Annotated in this window: 16 protein-coding genes; 15 read left to right on the top strand and 1 reads right to left on the bottom strand. The window is 52.1% G+C overall.

The features are described 5' to 3' along the window. Positions 1 to 32 precede the first annotated feature (32 nt). The 15 genes from L6R21_27340 to L6R21_27270 all read left to right on the top strand — a co-directional run bounded on the left by L6R21_27340 (position 33) and on the right by L6R21_27270 (position 13,332). The gene (locus tag L6R21_27340; protein ID MCK6562922.1) at positions 33 to 971 is read left to right on the top strand and encodes a hypothetical protein; all 939 of its coding nucleotides are present in this window, start codon (positions 33 to 35) and stop codon (positions 969 to 971) included. Positions 972 to 983: 12 nt separating this feature from the next. Then, positions 984 to 2,276 carry a phage tail family protein gene (locus L6R21_27335; GenBank protein ID MCK6562921.1) on the top strand — a complete coding sequence of 431 codons (1,293 nt, stop codon included), beginning with the start codon at positions 984 to 986 and terminating at the stop codon, positions 2,274 to 2,276. A 102-nt stretch (positions 2,277 to 2,378) separates the two neighbouring features. Continuing rightward, on the top strand, positions 2,379 to 2,858 hold the full coding sequence (locus L6R21_27330) for a hypothetical protein (protein MCK6562920.1): 480 nt from the start codon (positions 2,379 to 2,381) through the stop codon (positions 2,856 to 2,858). 14 nt (positions 2,859 to 2,872) lie between these two features. Then, on the top strand, positions 2,873 to 4,120 hold the full coding sequence (locus L6R21_27325; GenBank protein ID MCK6562919.1) for a hypothetical protein: 1,248 nt from the start codon (positions 2,873 to 2,875) through the stop codon (positions 4,118 to 4,120). A gap of 48 nt (positions 4,121 to 4,168) precedes the next feature. After that, positions 4,169 to 4,402 carry a hypothetical protein gene (locus L6R21_27320; protein MCK6562918.1) on the top strand — a complete coding sequence of 78 codons (234 nt, stop codon included), beginning with the start codon at positions 4,169 to 4,171 and terminating at the stop codon, positions 4,400 to 4,402. A gap of 68 nt (positions 4,403 to 4,470) precedes the next feature. Then, positions 4,471 to 5,295: a hypothetical protein gene (locus tag L6R21_27315; protein ID MCK6562917.1), complete on the top strand. Its 825-nt coding sequence runs from the start codon at positions 4,471 to 4,473 to the stop codon at positions 5,293 to 5,295. A gap of 96 nt (positions 5,296 to 5,391) precedes the next feature. Next, positions 5,392 to 7,566 carry a LysM peptidoglycan-binding domain-containing protein gene (locus L6R21_27310; GenBank protein ID MCK6562916.1) on the top strand — a complete coding sequence of 725 codons (2,175 nt, stop codon included), beginning with the start codon at positions 5,392 to 5,394 and terminating at the stop codon, positions 7,564 to 7,566. Beyond that, the gene (locus L6R21_27305) at positions 7,559 to 8,350 is read left to right on the top strand and encodes a hypothetical protein (protein MCK6562915.1); all 792 of its coding nucleotides are present in this window, start codon (positions 7,559 to 7,561) and stop codon (positions 8,348 to 8,350) included. Before L6R21_27310 ends, L6R21_27305 begins: the two co-directional genes overlap by 8 nt. Positions 8,351 to 8,417: 67 nt before the next feature. After that, complete coding sequence (locus L6R21_27300) at positions 8,418 to 8,747, top strand: hypothetical protein (GenBank protein MCK6562914.1); 330 nt, start codon at positions 8,418 to 8,420, stop codon at positions 8,745 to 8,747. Between the two features lie 200 nt (positions 8,748 to 8,947). Then, a complete protein-coding gene (locus L6R21_27295) occupies positions 8,948 to 9,103 on the top strand; it encodes a hypothetical protein (GenBank protein ID MCK6562913.1) in 156 nt (51 codons plus the stop codon). Positions 9,104 to 9,284: 181 nt separating this feature from the next. Then, on the top strand, positions 9,285 to 9,623 hold the full coding sequence (locus L6R21_27290) for a hypothetical protein (GenBank protein MCK6562912.1): 339 nt from the start codon (positions 9,285 to 9,287) through the stop codon (positions 9,621 to 9,623). A gap of 544 nt (positions 9,624 to 10,167) precedes the next feature. Then, positions 10,168 to 10,608 carry a cupin domain-containing protein gene (locus L6R21_27285; GenBank protein MCK6562911.1) on the top strand — a complete coding sequence of 147 codons (441 nt, stop codon included), beginning with the start codon at positions 10,168 to 10,170 and terminating at the stop codon, positions 10,606 to 10,608. A 132-nt stretch (positions 10,609 to 10,740) separates the two neighbouring features. Continuing rightward, complete coding sequence (locus tag L6R21_27280) at positions 10,741 to 11,517, top strand: DUF1211 domain-containing protein (protein MCK6562910.1); 777 nt, start codon at positions 10,741 to 10,743, stop codon at positions 11,515 to 11,517. A gap of 27 nt (positions 11,518 to 11,544) precedes the next feature. Then, positions 11,545 to 12,183 carry a hypothetical protein gene (locus L6R21_27275; protein ID MCK6562909.1) on the top strand — a complete coding sequence of 213 codons (639 nt, stop codon included), beginning with the start codon at positions 11,545 to 11,547 and terminating at the stop codon, positions 12,181 to 12,183. A gap of 606 nt (positions 12,184 to 12,789) precedes the next feature. After that, positions 12,790 to 13,332: a DUF2293 domain-containing protein gene (locus L6R21_27270; protein MCK6562908.1), complete on the top strand. Its 543-nt coding sequence runs from the start codon at positions 12,790 to 12,792 to the stop codon at positions 13,330 to 13,332. Positions 13,333 to 13,738: 406 nt separating this feature from the next. Here L6R21_27270 and L6R21_27265 read toward each other — a convergent pair whose 3' ends face one another. Further along, positions 13,739 to 16,108 carry a ScyD/ScyE family protein gene (locus tag L6R21_27265; protein MCK6562907.1) on the bottom strand — a complete coding sequence of 790 codons (2,370 nt, stop codon included), beginning with the start codon at positions 16,106 to 16,108 and terminating at the stop codon, positions 13,739 to 13,741. Positions 16,109 to 16,240: the final 132 nt, after the last annotated feature.

The raw sequence follows: 16,240 nt of genomic DNA, 5'->3' as shown, positions 1-16,240 counted from the left end.
CTTAGGGCGTGCATCAAAGCGTCAGATCTTCCATGGGAGATCTGATATTCCTATTATTTATGCAAAACTCAATAAGTGGCTTGCAACCCTCAGCCGACGTGCAAAAGAGCGTGATTGCGAGCACGATTGCGGGCGCCACCACTCCTGCCACCGGCATCGAAACCGGCACGCTCAAGCTCATACCCGAGCCGTGGTGTCAGCGCTCACTTTTTAAGGGCGATGATTTCAAGGTGAGCTTTGTGGAACAGGCCGTCCTCGGCGATGTGTTTGCGTATGACAAAATTTTGAACATCACCGGCGCCCTCAAGCTGACGCTGCCGGCCAGCATTATCGACGCCGAGAAAACAGCCACGCGTAATAAGGTCCGGGACGTGATCACTGCCTATCTCGACAACCTGAAATCGCAGGCTGACGTAGTCTTTGCTGATATCATCGCTATTGCCGCTGAAGTGGAACCGGTATTGGCCGTCGATCTCGATCCCGATGATTTCCGCGTGGCCTTGAACGACACCGAGGAAACTGGCCGAATTTCCAAAGAAAAAATCGAGATTAGGGAATTTGAAAAGGCGCGACTGGACAATTTCTGCATCACCGACGGAGTGGAAACAGTTCAAATCGAGGTGACCGCCGTTACCTTGACCTTAACTACTGAAGTTACGGATGGGGTTAAAGATGCGCTCAGGACGGCGGTGGCGAACGTGATTAACAATTTTTTGTCCAGCGCGAAGCCGGGTGAAGATGTGATTTATGCGAATCTCAAGAATGCGTTGTTAAATATACTAGTGGTAGGCGCAAGCTACAATGTGACAGAATTAACATTGTCCGCCATCTCAGCATCTGATGACCGCACGCAGGGTACAGACATTAGCACTGCCAAGGATATTCATGTGCGTTCGGTCGAAATAGCGGTCATGAGCACTTTTGCCGAGAGCGCCGTAACGATAATAGACCCGCAAGCCAGCAATGGATAACAGCTACCAGTCATGGGACGAACCGTCAGCATCATCAGCCGTTTCCCGGATTTCGTCGACTCGCAAGAGTTCGATAATGTCTTGCACCGCTTCATCGATGTCTTCGGAAAGACGCTTGATCAAGCCGAGTCGGATCTCATTAAAGTGATGCGCAGCCATTGGGTGGATTCGGCAGACAACGAAGATTCCCAGGGCTTTGACACGGCGCAAAAAGGCGATCTCGACAAAATCTTCTCTTTGTATCTGGAGAATCTTGGCGGCACTTCACAGTTGAAGCAAGTCGGCCGGCGCCCCGGCGCAGACGGCTTCATTGATGATGCGATTTATCGAGAGCGGATCAAAGGTCTGATCAACGTGCTCAAGAGCGGCGCCTCCACGAAGGGAGGCCTCATCACCATTGTTGCTGCCAACTTGGGAATTGTTGGCGACGACGAACAGGCGAAGGAAGCCCGCAAGCAGATTCGTATTGTGGAATTTCTGCCGGAGGCGGAAATAAAAAGCTTCGATGGGATGGCACTTTTGGCAGAATTCAAGGTGGAAAACACCAACCCTGTTCCCACGACGCCCGAAATTCGCCTGCGGCTCAACGATGTGCCTCTGCCATTGACCAATCCGCGCGTCACTAACCTCACGACGAAGAAATCTGTCGAATATAATGGCACCGTGAACCGCAAGGATGTTTTGACCTTTTTCCCTGACGGAACGGCTTACTTGAATGGCGTGAAGATTGATGAAACGAGCATTGAGCGCAGTACGCCAGTGTTGCCGCCGGGAGAGTCACGCTTTCGGATCGAAGCTCTGATCGGGCAGCCGCAAGCAAAATTTGACCGCACGCTTTTTGACTTCTCGCTCTTTGAGCGAGAGCAGTTAAGTCTGCCGACGCCGGAGCAGGCCGCCACATTCGCCATCGACACGACCGTGACTTTGATGAAGCTTTCCCCGGCTTCGTTCATGGTGCGTGTGCCGTGGGATATTCCCGGCTTTACCGAGAAGTTCGATCAATTAGCGGACAACCCGCGCAACCAAATCAAATATATTGTCGATAAGGTGAAAGCTGCCGGAGTCTTCGCAGTCATCGCCTACGATAAGACCTTTTCCGAAATACACAAGATGGCCGACTCATTCAAGGGCCATGCACAGCGACAGACATTGCCGGAAGATCACACGATCGAGGAGGCCAACTTTGATATTGGCAGCGTGCAAATGCCCTATCCCGGCGGCCTCGAACATGGGTTGTCCGATGCGCTGGTGACCTCGGGCGTGTTTGACTTTACGAGGTTTGATTCACTGAACAGTTTTGCCTAAACGTTGAGTGGACAGTACCAGTGGTCGGTAAACAGTGATCACGTATGCTGGTGACTGACAACTGATTACTGGCGACTGACCACTGACAAGGAGATCATCATCGTGAAACCCTCTGAAAGCATTGACATGAAAGGCCGGCTGACGCTGCAAAAACGCAACGCCGCGGGCGAGCTGGTGGAGCAGGTAGCGGCCGACAATAGCATCATGCTGAGCGGCAGGGAACTGGTCGCCAGGATGTTCATCCACAAAGCCATTGACCCACCCATTGACCCTATTTCTTATGTCGCGGTGGGCACGGGAACGACAGCGGTCGATCCAGCGAATACGCAACTGCAAACCGAGCTGTTTCGCAAGCCGATCAACACCATCGATCCCACGCAACACGTGACGACCACCAGCGACAAAAAAATAAAGTTGACAATCTCGGCTGAGCTGGATTTCAACGAGGCCAATGGCGCGCTCACCGAAGCCGGGCTGTTCAATGCCGCCAACGCTGGAGTGATGTACAACCGGGTGGTTTTTGACCCGATTAACAAAAGCACGGATTTCAAGCTGACATTGATTTGGGAAATCGTTTTTTGAAGGAGAATGAGACCATGTCTTTTCCAACTAAGAAAAACCCTGGTGATTTGGTCCTGTCCGCGGACTGGAATGATACGACAAATGAAATTGTTCGACTGGGGGATGCCAAGGTCAACAAGGCCGGCGATACGATGAGCGGGCCGTTGACCTTGCAAAGTACACTTGGTGTGGCGGGGAATGTTGGCATTGGGACGACCACTCCCAAAAACAAATTGGATGTGGAGGGTGGTGCGGTAATAGGCGCAACATACTCTGGCAACAATACAGCCCCAGAAAATGGTCTTTTAGTTGAAGGCAATGTTGGCATTGGGACGGATACTCCCAATTCGAAGCTAGAAGTTCGTGGCGCGCTTGAGCTTAGCGAAGGTACGGCGGATGAAAACCAAATTCGATTGACCAGAGAAATACTTGCTTTTAGCCTTATCGGCACTCCTGATTCAGTGAATAACTTCAAGCTGGCATTATCCAAGCGCCAATTGATAGGAGAGCCTGACCCAACTTACGAATTTTGGATTGGGCACCCTAGCCAATATCAATTTGGGGGTACGACTCGTAATACTTTTTCCACGAAATTATCTGTAACCAGTACCGGCGATGTCTTCGTCGCCGGGGATCTCAGTGCCAATAATCTCACCATAAGAAGTGGGGCCAAGCCAGGATATGTTGTGGATTATTTCCTCAACAGGACAGGTGAGACTTTAGAGCAAGGCGATGTTGTCGTTGTAAGAAAGGAAAGAATTTCAAATTTTTGGGCCACTAACAATGATATTCCCATACCTGAGGCAGATTTGACTGATCAAGCTTATGATTCTAGTGTTTGCGGTGTTGTTGCAAAAGTTCTGACCGAGAAAGCCTTGCCTTTCGTTGAAGGCGAATGGGCGGAACAAATGGGTTTACAACCGGAAGTCGTCGATCAAGAAACGGGAGTCGTCAAGGGAAAAACGAAAGCCGAACCCAAATCGCAAATACCCGGGCATCCTCTCAAAAAGTTCGTTGCAAAAATTAGTGCGGAATTAGATCAAACCAAAGTTCAAAGCAAACAGCTCGGGATGATAGTTACTATGGGAGCTTACGCTTACTGCAAAGTCGATGCGGATATCGCCTCTATTGAAATTGGCGATTTGTTGACAACCAGCCCAACCAAGGGACACGCCCAAAAGGTACTAGACAAGTCTAAAGCTGTGGGAGCGATCATTGGGAAAGCTCTAGGTTCTTTTAAAAAGGGCAAAGGGAAAATTCCGGTATTGGTTATGTTGCATTAAGGGCGTTGTTTTACCAAGATCGATCTTGTTTTGCAAACGGAGGTTGATATGCGCGAACAATTAGAAAAAAGACTGCAAGAGCTCAAAGCCGAATTCGATGCGGGTCAGAAAAAATTGACTGAGCTCGAGGCGCAAGCCAATAACGTGCGCAACACCTTGCTGCGCATCAGCGGCGCCATTCAGGTGTTGGAAGAAGAATTGGCGAAAAGCGAAAGCAGCAATGGCAAGCCGCTGGAGCAAACCAACGTGCAAGTTGCACAAGCGGCGACAGTGACGGAATAGTAGCAAAAGGCAAATAGCAAAAAGCAACGACCAAGGGTCAACTGTTCACTGATGACGGACAACTGGTTATGATCCATAGTCTCATCCAAAACCTCGTGACCCTCTTGCAGGGCGGTTTTGCAGACGTCATTCCTTCGGGTCATATTGTCGTGGGCGCATCAAGCGCGCCGGCGGCAGATGACTTGCCGCTTATCGCCCTTTATCCGGACAAGCTTGCCATCAACCAAAACGTCAAAGAGACCAACTCCAGCCAGCCCCGGCCGCAGGAATTCCGCGAAGAAATTGCCGTCAACACCACCACGCCGGCTGGGCCTTATGCATTGGCTAAGACGCCGTTGGAGAAGTCAACGATCTGCAAGGCTATTTTCGATAAAGGCACGGTCAAAGAACGGCAGGCGCTGCTGGTGGAAAACAAAGATTTTGAGATCGATTATCAACAGGCAAAGATCGTGTTTACTTACGATCTTGCCAAAGCCAGCCATATTCTGCTGAAGTATTCCTTTGTCGGCGTGTTTACCATGCGCGAATTTCAGCAGGATTTTCTGGTGGATATTTTCGATGACGACATCGCGGAGGTTGAAAAATGGGCGTCGTTGGCCACCGGCATGATCCTCACTAGTCACGATGAGCTGATCGAGCAGTACAATTTTACGACTAAAACCGAATACACCGCTAATCAATTTCTCACTTATCATACGCTCGACCGCATTCAAATGCTGGAAGGAGTTCCCAGCCGCGCGGACAACTGCGTCAAGCTGCAATTAAAATTCAAAGTAGTTGGCCAAATGAAGCTCACCAAAGCGATCACCAGCGACTTTGGCCTGATTGAAAAAATCCACAGTCCGGGACGAATTTCCGAACAGCCGGTTGACGTTGAAATCGAATTGGGATAGGCGATTTGTTGCGGCGTGGCCATAGAGCCCTGTTGGAAAAGGCGACCACAGATCACGGAGGTTATCTACAGGTAATTATTTATGAGGAGTTCAGCCATGAAATCGTTTTATAAAGTACGCTTCGCCGCATACGCCACGTTGATCTGTTCTTTGCTTTTTGGATTTGCCGAAAGCTCGGGGCAGCCAAGAGCGAGGATGAGAGGTGTGCACCCCAATCTAAGAATGCACGCACCTCTTCTGGTGCGGGACAACTTACTTCAGGGCACGAGGAGTTCTACTTTTTTAGCTCAATCTCAATTCAAGCAGCAGTCTTCCAGATCGCCGCGCGCATTGCTTGTTAATGATTTTGTGCAGAGATTCAATGAAAACCCCGCGAAACGAGACTATTTTTTCGGAATAACACCAGGAGACCGATTTAATAAAGTTTTCGCGACGTTCGGCATGCATGAACAACCAACTTTGAATAAGGCTTCTGTTGTTCATGTTGTTAACGCTGGGGAGACGATCTCCGAGATTATCAAAGAACATTATGGACATGTTGATAACGCGTTAGTGAATAAGATTGCCCTGTATAATGACATCCCTAACCCCAATAACATTACAGTTGGGCAGAGAATTTTGCTCCCTAACGACATAAGAGCTCATACCCCGGTATTTCCGGAAGATCTTAATAGGGCGCTTTACCGCTCAAAGTTTTTAACCCAAATCGGAAGTCGAGACGAACAAAGATTTTCTCGCGCAGTGGACGCTGCTGATGTTTTTGCAGAAAGTGATAATGCAAGAATCGCAATTTTCAAACGACGCCCAGCAGACGATGATGATCTGCTCGTTTTTGATGATAAAGGAGAGTCTTCTTCAATAAATTCAAAGGAAGAACTTGACGAAGTTCTTGGAAAATACGCTATTAAGTTTCCGAGACTACATCTAGCCCAACTGAGGCAGAGCATTCAACGGAGCAAGCAGGGCGCTGTCATAGTTCAAAGTGACAAAACTACGGTAAATTCTTCTAGTGACAGGTTGAAAAGGCTGGGGTTAGATGTTATTGGAGATGATGGCGCCAAGAATCCGACCACGGCGACACCGTCGCCGGATGTGATCATCGTCAATAGATATTTGGAAGAAGGTTTTCCTGACGCAGAGGTGTGGAATCATCTTTCCAACAATACTGGCATACTTGGCTTTGAAAGGCTGTCCGACACTAAAAACGTCATTTTCGAAAAGGCCGATAACGGCTACACGATGTATTCTGTTGATCGCGAGACTGGACCCAGGGTATCAAAACTCAATTCTTTAGCTGAATTTTACAGCATCGTGCGCGAGGAAATTATCACAAAAGCCAGCACCGATCAATTTACATTCTTACATGCTGCGGTTGATGGGGAACAAGTCGTCATGCAGAATGGCAAGAAAAGTGCACGCCTTTTCCTCAAAGATATTGCGTCGGTACTTGAGAATCCAGCGTATCCTCTGAGGCAACTCGATGAGTTGTTCGAATCCTCGCCGAATGAAATTGCCGTGTATGTAGATCCCCTTGAGCGAAATCCGCAAGCTAAAAGTCAAGCACTGCCAAATGCAGACGTTTGCGATCCGATCCGAATCTTGGCTATGCTGAGCGCCAGGTATCCGAACAAGATATTCTATCTTTGCCACGAAACAGACCTTGCAAGGGCCAATCACGTTTCGATAAAAATGCTTCAGAGCACTGCGGATCTCGGCGCATTGGTTCCTGATGAGAGTTTTCGAATTGAAGATCATGGTCTCATTAACCAAATCAAAAAACAACTACTCAGATCAGGAATTAAACTCATTGAGTCTAGTGTCGATGCCACCGGAATTCCGAACTTCGTTTTGATCTCAGGACACAACAGCCCAAGTCTGGTAGTAGACTATCTGAACCAACTCGGCAAAAATGGAATCCTGAAGGATAGGATCGTTTTTCTTCATACCTGTTACGCCAATGCCAATCCAGCTCTTTTGCATCGCTTAATCCAATTATATCAGGCAAAAGCCATCTATCTACATACTGAGCCCATCCGCCCAGTTGCGATTGAGAACATTATTCCGCACCTGAACAAAATTCTGATGTCCAACCGAGATATTCATCCCGCCGAATTAGTAAGAAGGGCGGTGAATAGCGCACTACAGGATAGCGGACTATCCCCTACCCTAAAAGATGAGATCAGTAAACTGAAAAAAGGGGGGTTGCTGATATCCCTTTTACTTGACAGCTCAAAATCCAACATGAAAACGATGGAGTATTACCATGGATAGTCAAGACCTGTCTTTTAGCATTCTGGAAGTCGAGGCAAGCTCATTTGGCAACTTGCTCCATTCACCATACGATGTCGATTTTGGCACGGAAGGGGAGGAAGATTCGTCAATATCTGTTAAAGGTCTGCAAATCCGCCTCGGAGATCGTCCGGTGGCGAGAGACTTGCGCCGTCTTTATGAACTTGGTCACAAACAGCTCCCTCATACCCTGGCCATTTTTGATGCCTACGATATTTTGCTAATCACGCATTCGATTGCCGCCATTCGCCAGGAAAGACGAACTCCCATTCATGCCTTGGGCTATGAGGCTGACTTTTTAGAGGAAGATCAGGTCTATACCATTGAATTATTGCCGCAGTCCAAATTCAGCACATCGCTGAGTGGCAAGTTAGAATCAAATGTCGATCTCGGTGTGGAAGGCCATGCCGAGTTGCCCGAAATGACTAAGGCAGTGATGGATTCAATTCACTTTTTGGGTGGAGATGCCAGGCTTAAACTATCCTCGGCTATAGAACTCATTGGTCGGATCTCGTTTTCCGTGATGTCACCGCTGATTCAAGCTATTGGCATTGGGTCATCGCGATGTAACTGGCGATTTGAAGTTGAGCAAAAACCGTTGCTCGGAGATCAAATTATGCTGCAGACTGTGCTTGTGCCTCGTTATACCGAAAAGCTGGCTTTCAAGATTCGCGGTTATGCGCAAATACGGCCAAAGTGGACAAAAGCCCTTGCGATGTTTACAACGAAATGGCTAACGGTGGAATGTCTGTTGTCAGGAAAATAGTGCGCAGCGAAATCGTTTCCTCACGAAGAAGCCGAATCAATCGATTTTGTAATGAGAGAAAATTTTCATGACTCGAAATACCGTGATATTTTTTACTACCATGCTTGAGTTTAGCTTTGTGCCGGCCTGCGCTCGACTTCCGCCTGTTTCACCCGAACAACGTGGTTCCATCGCTGCCGAACGTTCCGGCCTGCACAACGCCGCCAACCTCCACACCGAGTTCTGGAGGTTCGGCATGAGCGGCAATTTTCCGCCGGTTCCTGGCAATTTTGATTTCGGTTTGTTTCGTTCAATGGAGGCGGCCAAAGGCAGCGGCATGAACCACAGCAATGGCATTGCTCTGTTTTTGCTGGTTAAACTCAAACAGCGCATTGGAAAGGATACCTTTATCATGTAAACGGGCTTTTGCGGGCGACAGGGTACCAGTCCGGTCACACAACGCCCCATGCGCTTCGAGCCGCGGCTGATCTTCCTTTTGCAGAAATCATCTTGATCAATGGCAACGGCGATCCGGAGCTGATTGCCGCTGTGGCGTAAATGCTGCCTTTCGCCGGCCCTGCAATCGTGATTTGATCGTCGAACGAGTGAGAAAGGCCAATGACGAAAATCATCCCCAAATTCTTGCTGTATTTCGCGCTGCTGCTGTCGAGTGTTGACCATAGCAGCCTCGCGAGTCCCGCTGCGGACAGAAGCAGCGTTGCCGCCGACAGCTTGAAGGCTCTCTATCCGACGAAGTTCTGCATCACCTGCTGACCAAGGAAAAGGCTATTGCTGGGGACTGCACAGGCGATTTCTCCTGCCAAGACTTTGATCCGCAGATTTGCGCCGACTGCCGCAGATAAACGAACTCAGATGCCGTGTGAATCTGCCTTCATCTGCGCCCGATTGGGTTGCGGCGAGAGGCGCACTGAGGAATAAGCTGATCGCCAGGCTCATGATCTACCGCATTCTGGTCGATGAAAAATGGAATTGGGATGAAGAAAAGAGTGAGGCGGTGCTCAGGCCTGTCCCGATATTGAAAGGACCAGCCTCGGCTTTGGCGGACATCATGTGGGAAATGCATCTTCCCGCCCCCGATCTCTCCAACCCGCGTGTGCGCTTCTACTTCACCGAATTTGGTTGGCGCAAAATTGGCCGTCTCATGACGAGTGTAGGCAAAAAGCGCGGTTATTTGGTGAAGGTCATCCGGCGCAGGACTCCCCAGCGCTCGCAAATTGTCTATCGCGATCAATTGCAGATGGCGATCTTGCCCGACAAGCGTAAAAAGGGATGAAGAGCTCAAGACCAGTGCGGATGAATTCCCCTCTCAAAATCCAGCTTGATTATCTTACCGCTTTTTTGCATTATTCTGCCACGGTGCAGGGATGACGGGTTTGCCCGACTTTCACCGCGGCGGGCGAAATTTGATCGGAACGATCAGGTCTGCTCCCTCGTTTTCCCCGCGTCGATTCTCTGCTGTTCTTCTGAATAATCACGCCCAGTTCACAGCTAATCGGAAAAACGCCCAGCAAAGACTCACCGCACAGGCGCGAAGAACGCGGAGAAGGACTCTCTTGATTTTGGAACTTTGCGCACTCCGCGTCTCCGCGGTTCAAGCGGTTGCTTTGTGGTCAAGAATCTCTTAGAAATTTATTCTGAATTTGCGCGCCCCATGGCTTATTGAGGTTATCTCGCTGCGGTCGCAGTTGCTACTTCTGAAAAAGTCCAACTCCCAGCGGGTGGCGAGCCGTGCGGCTGCATTTGCAGATGCTCACGTCGTGGCCGCAACATGCTGCTCAACAGCAGGACCTGGTACACAAACAAGAAGGACACATGCCATGAAACACATCTTCCCAGCCATTTTGCTCATCGCCAGCGCCTTGGCCTCGGCGGCCTGCGGCCAAAGCAGTGCGCCGGCTCCGATTCTGCCGGACAGTATTCGCTGGACGAATCCGCCTCAGTTGCCGGGCGTGCAAGTGGCATGGATTGTCGGCGGTGAGCAGAAGGCGGGCGCTTATCTCCTGCGCGTCAAGCTGGCGAGCGGGGCGCGCATCCCGCCGCACACGCATCCGGACGAGCGCAACACCACGGTGTTGGCGGGCACCATCTATGTGGGGTTCGGTGAGACCTTCGACGAAGCAAAGGTGGTGGCGATTCCCGCTGGTGCGGTTTATGTGGCGCCAGCCAATGTTCCGCACTATGTTTGGGCCAAAACGGGCGAGGCGAGGTATCAGGAAGCTGGAGCAGGCCCAACCGGTTCGGTATTTATCAAGAGGTAGATTCGCGCGCAGAGGTTGCCTCTGCAGAGGGTTGTTGGAACGGTTGAGCGCAAAGTCAATCCGTACCGGGACAGTTCACCTGAGCGCACCACCCTGCCACTGCGGTGGCGCTCCATGCGGTGCAAGGAGAAAATGAGAGCTATGTTTCGCCGGCAGCTCCTGCAAAGACGTCTGGGTGCGAAGGAATACTTCCGCTGGCGCGGTGGGGAAGTCTCCCGCATCGAAGGCTTTACCGACGCCGTCTTTGCTTTTGCGATCACCTTGTTGGTGGTTTCCTTGGAAGTCCCCGCTTCCTTCGACGAGTTGATGGAGACGATGAAGGGATTTGCGGCTTTCGGGGTGACGTTCACGGCGCTGGTGGCAATATGGTATGCGCACTATCTTTTCTTCCGCCGTTACGGCCTGCAAGACGGTTTTACTTTTGTGCTCAATGCGGCGCTGCTCTTCGTCATCTTGTTCTATGTCTATCCGTTGAAATTTCTTTTCACGTTGTTGATCAACTACGGGCTGCTCGCGCGCGTGCTGGGCATTGAATTCCGCGGTGAGATCACCATCAAAGGCGAGCAATGGGAAGCGCTTATGATCATCTATGGTCTGGGCTTTCTCGCGGTGTTTCTCGTATTTGTCTTGCTGCATGGGCACGCCTATCGCAAACGCCACGAGCTTGCGTTGACCCCGGTTGAAATCCTTACCACACGCGCCAGCATGACAGCGTATGGCCTCTGCGTCGGCGTTGCGCTTTCTTCCATCGGACTGGTTGTTGTGGGCGGCAGGAACTGGGCGGCAATGTCCGGCTGGCTTTATGCCTTGATCGGTCCGCTGGAAGCGCTCAACGGTCTCATCTTTCGCCGGCAGATTCAAAAGTTGAAACAAGATTCTGCCGCCAGGGCTTCGCCAGCGAATGGCTGAAGCCCTGGCGGTAAAAGGGCACAGCCGGTGCCGCTCAACCGAAAAAGGAACACTATGAGTAGAAGCTACGGCACCACCAAGCAAAGCGTTCTCGCCCGTCGCAGAATGAAACGCAGCCGGAGCGGAGAACGGATCATCCCGAGGGTCATCTCACGCCGGCCGCGGGCTGGCGACATCCACCCGATGGGGAGAAGTCTCATCCTCCGTCTTCTGCGCCAGATACCCGAGAAGTACATCTATGGCCTCGCACGAGTGGAACTGCGCGCGCGCGCAGGAGAAATCGGAAAGCCGTTTGGGCTCTATCAACCTCGTGACAAAGCCATCTATCTCTACTCACTGCCCACCACTTGGCATTTGCCGTCGATTGGTAAAGGTCTGCTCGCTTCCTTGCAGCAGTACTATGCCCAGATCGAGCAGAAGGAAAATGAAGTGATCGTGCACTGGCCGTGCGAGCCCATCCTCATGCTCTGGTTCTTTTTGGAAATATTCGCCCATGAACTGGGCCATCATTGCCGGAATCAGTACCGCAGCAAGCGAAAAATCTCGCTGCGAAGGCTGGACAAAGAATTGGTGGCAAACCTGCATGCCCGGCGCATCAAGGAGCTTGTTTTCGCTGCCGTGGAAAAGAAATTGCACGAGCAACAAGAGAGCGAGCCGGACAAGTAGGCAAAATGGAAGTTCTCTCCGGCCGCCGGGTAGTGCTACGTAGAGGGACTTTCATACATGCCCAGACCTTTAAGGCGCTCAAAGTCAGAATAGAATTCTGAATGATACTTGACCACAAAGCAACCGTTTGCACCGCGGAGCCGCGGAAAGCGCGGAGTCTTAGAATCAAGAGAGTCTTTCTCGGCGGTCTCCGCGTCTCGGCGGTGAGCTTTTGGGGTGAATGGCACGGGAGTGTACTCAAATCTTCACAAGATCCTTACTGGATGACAGATGGATGACCGTGGTGGTGGAGGCATGGTGCGAGACAAAAGTGTACGAATCAGCCTTATAGTTGCCCGCGGGCTTCAGGTTTCAGCTTGTCTGAAATCTGGCCCAGACTTTTGGCGAACTCAAAAAGCAAAGACATACCAGGTCCGCCGCTGGCGAAGCTTCAGTGCTCTTGAACTTGGAATCCCAAAATGGTGAAACGAATCATGCCCACTTCATCCAAACCTCAAGACCTCCTGGTCTTCATGATTCGCAACGACTCCCAATGCAGCGAATGCGGCAGGGAGTTGTGGCAGGGGAGCTTCATCACGTTGAACAAGGAAAAAGGCGCCCTCTGCCTTGCCTGCGCGGTTTTGGATTATCTCGTTTATCTCGCCGCGCGGCGACGCTGCCTTGACGCGGCGCGCGATCAAGCATGCGCGGCTGCACGCGAAAGTGCTGCAGTGGAGCCGCACGCGCAAACAATACGAGCGCCAGGGCATTCTGGTCGAATCAGAAGCATTGGACAAGGCGGAAGAAGAATGTCTGGCGGATGAAGAAGTGCGGCGACGGCGGCGCGAGCGTGAAGCGGAGCGCCGCGCTGAGCTGGATGCGGAGTACGTGCAAGCCTTTGGTGAGCACACCCTGCGTGTGTTTCCCCGGTGTCCGCCGGAAACCGCGAAAAAGATCGCAGAACATGCCTGCCTTAAATACAGCGGCCGCGTCGGGCGCAGCGCGGCCGCCAAACAGTTCGATGATGAAGCGATCGTGCTGGCGGTGCAGGCGCATATCCGGCACCAATTCACCGGCTATGACGAGCTGCTCTCCCGCGGAATCGAACGGCCGCAAGCCCGCGCCATGGTGCGAGGGGAAGTCGAGCAGGTTTTGGCGTCGTGGCGGTAATGTGGTGCCAATCGAGGTGAGACTGCCAGGTCCACACTTCAAGAAGCACAACAGCGGCAGGCCCGCCGTGATCAGCATGTTGTCGAGAATGGCAAGGCCATTGCCCTGTCTCCAGCGCGCTGCTTCAAGTTGACCGATGCGGCGGAATGGGATTATCCCGAGCTGATTGTGCGGGAGGCGGCAAGCTTACCGTGCCTGTGCGACAGCCGATGCCTCTTCCGCGCATGATGTCTGCCTGCCGAACGATGGCCCGCTGCCGGGAGAAAATGAGCGGCCTAGCGGTTGGCCCAACACAAAACTCCCACGGAAACGAGCACCTCTTTCTGTGGGAGTTTTTTCGCGGCGTGATTGTTTGCGGGGAAGAACCAGCCATGTCCCTCGTTACTGCCATTCAGGCCACTTGACCTTATTTCGCCAATATCATCTTCTTCGTTTGTACCAATCCTTGCGCCTCGACACGATACAGATACATGCCGCTCGGCGCACGCTGGCCGGCGTTGTCCTTGCCATCCCACGACACTTCATAAGAGCCAGCAGGCTTGAATTCGTCGATCAGCGTTCGCACTTCCTGCCCCAGCATGTTGTAGATTTTCAAGGCAACGCGATCCGGGTTCGCCAGTTGATACCTGATTCTGGTCTCCGGATTGAAAGGGTTGGGATAGTTTTGCGAGAGCGTGTATTCGAGCGGAAGGCTTGCCGGTTCTTTCACGCCGGTCACAAATCCCAAGCGCTCGCGATAATTGAAAATCTGTCCGCCGTGAGCGAGTGTATTGATATCGAGAGTAATCCCGAAAGCTTGGACGCTATCGCTCGAAGCCCCGATGGTCACCGCCGACAGGTGAAAGATAGGGTACTCGACGGTGCCCACAATCGGCTGCCGTTGCCAAGTCACGCCGCCGTCGGTGCTGGACAAGATGAATGGAGCATCCGCTTCACCGTAAACCCAAAGCTGATTGAGGCTCGGCGTATTGACGCCCGTTGCGGCAACCATCTGCCGAATGTTTGCAACCGGCAGGCCGTTGACCGGCGTCCAGGTTTGGCCGCCATCCACAGAGCGCGTCAAAAATGGAGCAGTATTTGAAGTGCGAATGCCGACGGTGGGTGAAATGAATCTCACCGCATTTACGCTATTGCCATTTCCTGAAGCAAAAGGCGTCCAGGTGTTGCCGCCGTCGGTGGTGCGAAATACTCGTCCGGCGCTGCCGCCCGGAACAAACGGCGGGTGACCGGTGCCGAACCAGCCATTGAGATTATCGTAGAAATGGAAGCTGTTGGAAACACCATACTCGTTCGTATTTGCATCGGGCGGGTTGGCGATTGGCGTCCAGGTTTTTCCGCCGTCGCTGGTTTTGACAATCAAGAAATTCCCGCCGGCCACGGGCGGATCGCTCTGAGCAATGCCGTTTTGGCTGTCGAAAAAGTGAATCCAGTTCCAGAAAGAGTTGGCGCCGGTTGCGGTGTAAACGGCCTCCCAGCTCTGCCCGCCATTCGTGGTGCGGTAGATCTTGGTGTTTCCACCTCCCCAATCTGGCCCGCCGCCTCCGGCAAACGCCGTCGTGGCGTCGAGGGCCGCAATACATGCCAGGGCTTCGGTGGTCGAGGCCTTGGTTGCCGTGGGAATCCAGTTTTTCCCGCCGTCCGTGGTGCGATAGACCGTGCCGCCAAAACCGGCAATCCAAGCCACGTCTCTGCTCACGGCTTTGACACTGACAAGCGGAAGGTTGCCGCTCACAGTGGTTTGGAGGCGCCACACCCCCACAGCAAGAGGCGAGGTGATTTTCAGAATTTGTCCGTCGGCAAAACTGGAAACGAACAGATCGCCATTCGGGGCAAAACGCAATCCAGTTGGAAAATTCAATCCATACGCGATGGTGTCCACTTTTCCTGCCTTCAGCTTGAAGACGCCGCCCGTGTTCGGCACAAAGGGAAATTCCCACCGCGCATACTGAAGAAACACGAGATTGCCGTCGCTGGGATCAATCGCCAAATCGACCACGGAGGTGAGGCCGTTTCTAAGAGTGGTGATCCTGCCGCCAAGCTCGACTTCCATAATCCGCGACGAGTCGGGCAAAAAGGGAAATCCCAGGAAAAGTCCGACATAGAATTTATTGCCGGCGGCAACGATTCCCGTCGGCACGGGATCGATCATGGGCGGGCCTTCGGTGGTCGGGTTGGAGATGGGATCGAAGCCGACAAAAACGCTGAGATTGTCCGTGCAGCGGTCAAGCTTGACGATGCCATTGGCGCCGGAGTCAACAATGTAAAGATTCTTGTCCGGCCCAAAAGCCATTGCATAAGGGTTGGTGCTCGGAGCGCCATTGCGCAAAGCGAAAGGCCCAATTCTATGGACCGCCGTCAAATCGTTGAGGCGGCGCGCCGTATCGCCGGGCACGAATCCGGAAACATCGATGGTGAGCATCGACTCCGAAAGCCAATCCGAACCTTCACCTTGCATGATCAAGAGATTGCCGTTGCCGTCGAAATGGAGATGCTCGGCGCCCAGCGGATCGCCTTCAACCAACTCGGAAGGAAGGCCGGTGAGAAACGGATGAACGTGTCCGTCAGTTGTCACGACTGATATCCGGCTGTCGTTATTCCCTGTGCCTTGTTCTGCCACCCAGAGGCGGCCTTGCGCATCAATCTCAAGTCCCATGGGCGAGACCAGTCCAGTGGCATAGACGCTGACATTGGTTTGCGCGCGGGCTGTGCTGGCGGTGACGAGGCTCAGCAGGACGATAATGGCCGCCAAGCGTTGAAGACATTGGGATGAGTTCATGGTTGCTCCTTTGTGAAAGATAATTCAAAAGACTTTGCAGCCATGCTATCCAGAATTGTGCCACAAATAAAAAAGCCACTTGCGATGGTCACCGACCAAGCGAAGTGGCTTTTTTAGAAACGGTTATGCGAA

Source organism: bacterium, assembly GCA_023150945.1.
Lineage (GTDB): Bacteria > Zhuqueibacterota > Zhuqueibacteria > Zhuqueibacterales > Zhuqueibacteraceae > Coneutiohabitans.
The sequence above is the reverse complement of the archived record's forward strand: the minus strand, read 5'-3'. Positions and strand labels throughout refer to the sequence as shown.

Excerpts from the sequence above, each read along its gene's own strand:
- L6R21_27340 (MCK6562922.1), top strand. The coding sequence starts at position 33 with ATGGGAGATCTGATATTCCTATTATTTATGCAAAACTCAATAAGTGGC.
- L6R21_27335 (MCK6562921.1), top strand. The coding sequence starts at position 984 with ATGGGACGAACCGTCAGCATCATCAGCCGTTTCCCGGATTTCGTCGAC.
- L6R21_27325 (MCK6562919.1), top strand. The coding sequence starts at position 2,873 with ATGTCTTTTCCAACTAAGAAAAACCCTGGTGATTTGGTCCTGTCCGCG.
- L6R21_27320 (MCK6562918.1), top strand. The coding sequence starts at position 4,169 with ATGCGCGAACAATTAGAAAAAAGACTGCAAGAGCTCAAAGCCGAATTC.
- L6R21_27315 (MCK6562917.1), top strand. The coding sequence starts at position 4,471 with ATGATCCATAGTCTCATCCAAAACCTCGTGACCCTCTTGCAGGGCGGT.
- L6R21_27310 (MCK6562916.1), top strand. The coding sequence starts at position 5,392 with ATGAAATCGTTTTATAAAGTACGCTTCGCCGCATACGCCACGTTGATC.
- L6R21_27305 (MCK6562915.1), top strand. The coding sequence starts at position 7,559 with ATGGATAGTCAAGACCTGTCTTTTAGCATTCTGGAAGTCGAGGCAAGC.
- L6R21_27300 (MCK6562914.1), top strand. The coding sequence starts at position 8,418 with ATGACTCGAAATACCGTGATATTTTTTACTACCATGCTTGAGTTTAGC.
- L6R21_27295 (MCK6562913.1), top strand. The coding sequence starts at position 8,948 with ATGACGAAAATCATCCCCAAATTCTTGCTGTATTTCGCGCTGCTGCTG.
- L6R21_27290 (MCK6562912.1), top strand. The coding sequence starts at position 9,285 with ATGATCTACCGCATTCTGGTCGATGAAAAATGGAATTGGGATGAAGAA.
- L6R21_27285 (MCK6562911.1), top strand. The coding sequence starts at position 10,168 with ATGAAACACATCTTCCCAGCCATTTTGCTCATCGCCAGCGCCTTGGCC.
- L6R21_27280 (MCK6562910.1), top strand. The coding sequence starts at position 10,741 with ATGAGAGCTATGTTTCGCCGGCAGCTCCTGCAAAGACGTCTGGGTGCG.
- L6R21_27265 (MCK6562907.1), bottom strand. The coding sequence starts at position 16,108 with ATGAACTCATCCCAATGTCTTCAACGCTTGGCGGCCATTATCGTCCTG.